Source organism: Rhodococcus coprophilus NBRC 100603 (assembly GCF_001895045.1).
GTDB classification, from domain to species: Bacteria; Actinomycetota; Actinomycetes; order Mycobacteriales; family Mycobacteriaceae; genus Rhodococcus; species Rhodococcus coprophilus.
Genome location: NZ_BDAM01000020.1, coordinates 1 through 5,396, shown reverse-complemented (window position 1 = coordinate 5,396; position 5,396 = coordinate 1). Strand labels below are relative to the sequence as shown.

General features: G+C 55.7%; 3 rRNA genes. All 3 read right to left on the bottom strand.

The features are described from left to right. Positions 1–7: 7 nt before the first annotated feature. Positions 8–124, bottom strand: a 5S ribosomal RNA gene (rrf, locus tag RDCOP1_RS21060). 99 nt (positions 125–223) lie between these two features. Then, positions 224–3,357, bottom strand: a 23S ribosomal RNA gene (locus RDCOP1_RS21055). Between the two features lie 300 nt (positions 3,358–3,657). Continuing rightward, positions 3,658–5,180 (bottom strand): 16S ribosomal RNA (locus RDCOP1_RS21050). Together the 16S, 23S and 5S rRNA genes form the textbook arrangement of a ribosomal RNA operon. Positions 5,181–5,396: the final 216 nt, after the last annotated feature.

Here is a 5,396-nt window from a genome sequence, read left to right as displayed (position 1 = left end):
AACGGGTGTTCGGCGGTGTCCTACTCTCCCACACCCTGACGAGTGCAGTACCATCGGCGCAATGGGGCTTAGCTTCCGGGTTCGGAATGGGACCGGGCGTTTCCCCCACGCTATAACCGCCGTAACTCTATGAAACCACCACGCACACACCCAACCCCACAAGGGAACCGGAATGCATGAGTGTGCTGTTTCAGAAACCACACAGTGGACGCGTAGCACCTTCGTTAGAAAGCCCTCGGCCTATTAGTACCAGTCACCTCCATGCGTTACCGCACTTCCAGTTCTGGCCTATCAACCCGGTGGTCTGCCGGGGGCCTTACCCCCTCGAGGGGGTGAGAAACCTCATCTTGGAACAGGCTTCCCGCTTAGATGCTTTCAGCGGTTATCCCTTCCGAACGTAGCCAACCAGCAGTGCCCCTGGCGGGACAACTGGCACACCAGAGGTTCGTCCGTCCCGGTCCTCTCGTACTAGGGACAGCCTTCCTCAAGTTTCTAACGCGCGCGGCGGATAGAGACCGAACTGTCTCACGACGTTCTAAACCCAGCTCGCGTGCCGCTTTAATGGGCGAACAGCCCAACCCTTGGGACCTACTCCAGCCCCAGGATGCGACGAGCCGACATCGAGGTGCCAAACCATCCCGTCGATATGGACTCTTGGGGAAGATCAGCCTGTTATCCCCGGGGTACCTTTTATCCGTTGAGCGACACCGCTTCCACATGCCGGTGCCGGATCACTAGTCCCGACTTTCGTCCCTGCTCGACCTGTCAGTCTCACAGTCAAGCTCCCTTGTGCACTTGCACTCGACACCTGATTGCCAACCAGGCTGAGGGAACCTTTGGGCGCCTCCGTTACATTTTGGGAGGCAACCGCCCCAGTTAAACTACCCACCAGGCACTGTCCCTGAACCAGATCATGGTCCGAGGTTAGATATCCAATACGATCAGAGTGGTATTTCAACAACGACTCCACAGTAACTGGCGTCACCGCTTCACAGTCTCCCACCTATCCTACACAAACCGAACCGAACACCAATACCAAGCTATAGTGAAGGTCCCGGGGTCTTTTCGTCCTGCCGCGCGTAACGAGCATCTTTACTCGTAATGCAATTTCGCCGAGTCTGTGGTTGAGACAGCAGAGAAGTCGTTACGCCATTCGTGCAGGTCGGAACTTACCCGACAAGGAATTTCGCTACCTTAGGATGGTTATAGTTACCACCGCCGTTTACTGGGGCTTAAATTCTCAGCTTCGCCACCGAAGTGACTAACCGGTCCTCTTAACCTTCCAGCACCGGGCAGGCGTCAGTCCGTATACATCGTCTTACGACTTCGCACGGACCTGTGTTTTTAGTAAACAGTCGCTTCTCTCTGGTCTCTGCGACCACACCCAGCTCAGACCGCAAAGATCGTCACCGGACATGGTCCCCCTTCTCCCGAAGTTACGGGGGCATTTTGCCGAGTTCCTTAACCACAGTTATCTCGATCGCCTTAGTATTCTCTACCTGACCACCTGTGTCGGTTTGGGGTACGGGCCATGTGAAAGCTCGCTAGAGGCTTTTCTCGGCAGCATAGGATCATGGAATTCCCCTCAACGGGTACGCATCACCTCTCAGGCTATATGCGACACGGATTTGCCTATGTCACGCCCTACAGGCTTACACCAGTATTACCACTGACTGGCCCCACTACCTTCCTGCGTCACCCCATCGCTTGACTACTACCACCGAAGATCCCGTGCAGCCAATCCCAGATCCCCCGAAGGGAAAAAGGAACCTTTTGGACGGTTAGTACCGATGATTCATCATGGGCGCGTTCACACGGGTACGGGAATATCAACCCGTTGTCCATCGACTACGCCTGTCGGCCTCGCCTTAGGTCCCGACTCACCCTGGGCGGATTAACCTGGCCCAGGAACCCTTGGTCATTCGGCGGACGAGTTTCTCACTCGTCTTTCGCTACTCATGCCTGCATTCTCACTCGCGTGGCCTCCACACCTAGGTCACCCCGATGCTTCCATGGCCACACGACGCTCCCCTACCCATCCACACCACTGCACACACTTCCATAGAAACATGCGGGTGTTATGTGAATGCCGCGGCTTCGGCGGTGTACTTGAGCCCCGCTACATTGTCGGCGCAGAACCACTTGACCAGTGAGCTATTACGCACTCTTTCAAGGGTGGCTGCTTCTAAGCCAACCTCCTGGTTGTCTCAGCGATCCCACATCCTTTTCCACTTAGTACACGCTTAGGGGCCTTAGCCGGCGATCTGGGCTGTTTCCCTCTCGACTACGAAGCTTATCCCCCGCAGTCTCACTGCCGCGCTCTCACTCACCGGCATTCGGAGTTTGGCTGATTTCGGTAAGCTTGTGGGCCCCCTAGACCATCCAGTAGCTCTACCTCCGGTGAGAAACACGCGACGCTGCACCTAAATGCATTTCGGGGAGAACCAGCTATCACGGAGTTTGATTGGCCTTTCACCCCTACCCACAACTCATCCCCTCAGTTTTCAACCTAAGTGGGTTCGGGCCTCCACGACGTCTTACCGTCGCTTCACCCTGGCCATGGGTAGATCACTCCGCTTCGGGTCTAGAACATGCCACTGCAACGCCCTATTCGGACTCGCTTTCGCTACGGCTACCCCACACGGGTTAACCTCGCGACATGCCGCTAACTCGCAGGCTCATTCTTCAAAAGGCACGCCATCACCAACCAACCACCAAAGGTTGCATCAGCTCTGACGGATTGTAAGCGCACGGTTTCAGGTACTATTTCACTCCCCTCCCGGGGTACTTTTCATCTTTCCCTCACGGTACTTGTCCGCTATCGGTCACCAGGGAGTATTCAGGCTTATCGGGTGGTCCCGACAGATTCACACCAGATTTCACGGGCCCGGTGCTACTTGGGTATCCACATCAACAGTCACCATGTTTTCGTCTACGGGACTCTCACCCTCTACGACAGGCCGTTCCAGACCACTTCGACTAACACGATGATTTCTTACTGTTGGCCGGCTCAGCAGCGCCGACACAATGAACCCCACAACCCCGCATACACAACCCCTGCCAGGTATCACATGTACACGGTTTAGCCTCTTCCGCTTTCGCTCGCCACTACTCACGGAATCACATGTTGTTTTCTCTTCCTGTGGGTACTGAGATGTTTCACTTCCCCACGTTCCCTCCACACACCCTATATATTCAGATGCGGGTAACACGACATCACTCGTGCTGGGTTTCCCCATTCGGAAATCCTCGGATCACAGCTCGGTTGACAGCTCCCCGAGGCATATCGCAGCCTCCCACGTCCTTCATCGGCTCCTGGTGCCAAGACATCCACCGTACGCTCATAAACACTTACTAACAAAGATGCTCGCGTCCACTGTGCAGTTCTCAAACAACACACAACAACCCCTACCGCAAGAAAACCTCAAGTCCTCTTGTTTCGCAGATCATCGTCGCTGAAAAAACACTCGCGTGTTCCCTCAGGACCCAACAGTGCACCGATATAACCCCTCGGCCTCTCCACTCAGGAAGAAACCGGATGAGAAGTAGCTGTCAGCGTTCCACCCATGAGCAACCGTGTCCCACATACGGGGACAAACGGTCTCTGGCCACACACGCACCCCGACATTTCAGGGGGTGTGGGCAGATGCTCCTTAGAAAGGAGGTGATCCAGCCGCACCTTCCGGTACGGCTACCTTGTTACGACTTCGTCCCAATCGCCGATCCCACCTTCGACGGCTCCCTCCCACAAGGGGTTAGGCCACCGGCTTCGGGTGTTACCGACTTTCATGACGTGACGGGCGGTGTGTACAAGGCCCGGGAACGTATTCACCGCAGCGTTGCTGATCTGCGATTACTAGCGACTCCGACTTCACGGGGTCGAGTTGCAGACCCCGATCCGAACTGAGACCGGCTTTAAGGGATTCGCTCCACCTCACGGTATCGCAGCCCTCTGTACCGACCATTGTAGCATGTGTGAAGCCCTGGACATAAGGGGCATGATGACTTGACGTCGTCCCCACCTTCCTCCGAGTTGACCCCGGCAGTCTCTTACGAGTCCCCACCATTACGTGCTGGCAACATAAGACAAGGGTTGCGCTCGTTGCGGGACTTAACCCAACATCTCACGACACGAGCTGACGACAGCCATGCACCACCTGTATACCGACCACAAGGGAAACCACATCTCTGCAGTCGTCCGGTATATGTCAAACCCAGGTAAGGTTCTTCGCGTTGCATCGAATTAATCCACATGCTCCGCCGCTTGTGCGGGCCCCCGTCAATTCCTTTGAGTTTTAGCCTTGCGGCCGTACTCCCCAGGCGGGGCGCTTAATGCGTTAGCTACGGCACGGATCCCGTGGAAGGAAACCCACACCTAGCGCCCACCGTTTACGGCGTGGACTACCAGGGTATCTAATCCTGTTCGCTACCCACGCTTTCGTTCCTCAGCGTCAGTTACTGCCCAGAGACCCGCCTTCGCCACCGGTGTTCCTCCTGATATCTGCGCATTTCACCGCTACACCAGGAATTCCAGTCTCCCCTGCAGTACTCAAGTCTGCCCGTATCGCCTGCAAGCCCGCAGTTGAGCTGCGGGATTTCACACACGACGCGACAAACCGCCTACGAACTCTTTACGCCCAGTAATTCCGGACAACGCTCGCACCCTACGTATTACCGCGGCTGCTGGCACGTAGTTAGCCGGTGCTTCTTCTGCAGGTACAGTCACTTGCGCTTCGTCCCTGCTGAAAGAGGTTTACAACCCGAAGGCCGTCATCCCTCACGCGGCGTCGCTGCATCAGGCTTTCGCCCATTGTGCAATATTCCCCACTGCTGCCTCCCGTAGGAGTCTGGGCCGTGTCTCAGTCCCAGTGTGGCCGGTCGCCCTCTCAGGCCGGCTACCCGTCGTCGCCTTGGTAGGCCATTACCCCACCAACAAGCTGATAGGCCGCGGGCTCATCCTGCACCAGTAAACCTTTCCACCACAGGACATGCATCCCATGGTCATATCCGGTATTAGACCCAGTTTCCCAGGCTTATCCCGAAGTGCAGGGCAGATCACCCACGTGTTACTCACCCGTTCGCCACTAATCCGCCCAGCAAGCTGGGCATCATCGTTCGACTTGCATGTGTTAAGCACGCCGCCAGCGTTCGTCCTGAGCCAGGATCAAACTCTCCGTTGAAGACTCTCGATCAAACCCCGAAGGGCCAATCAGTCAAACTGAAAGAGCCAAATCACTAGCATACAAAACTCAAACTAGCAAAAACCGATCACCACAGACGGAAGAATGTGATGACCAGCAAAATTGACCATCCACCAAAAGCGGATGATCGCACCAAATAATTGGCACTGACATTCATCGGCACACTGTTGAGTTCTCAAAGAACACGCACACACC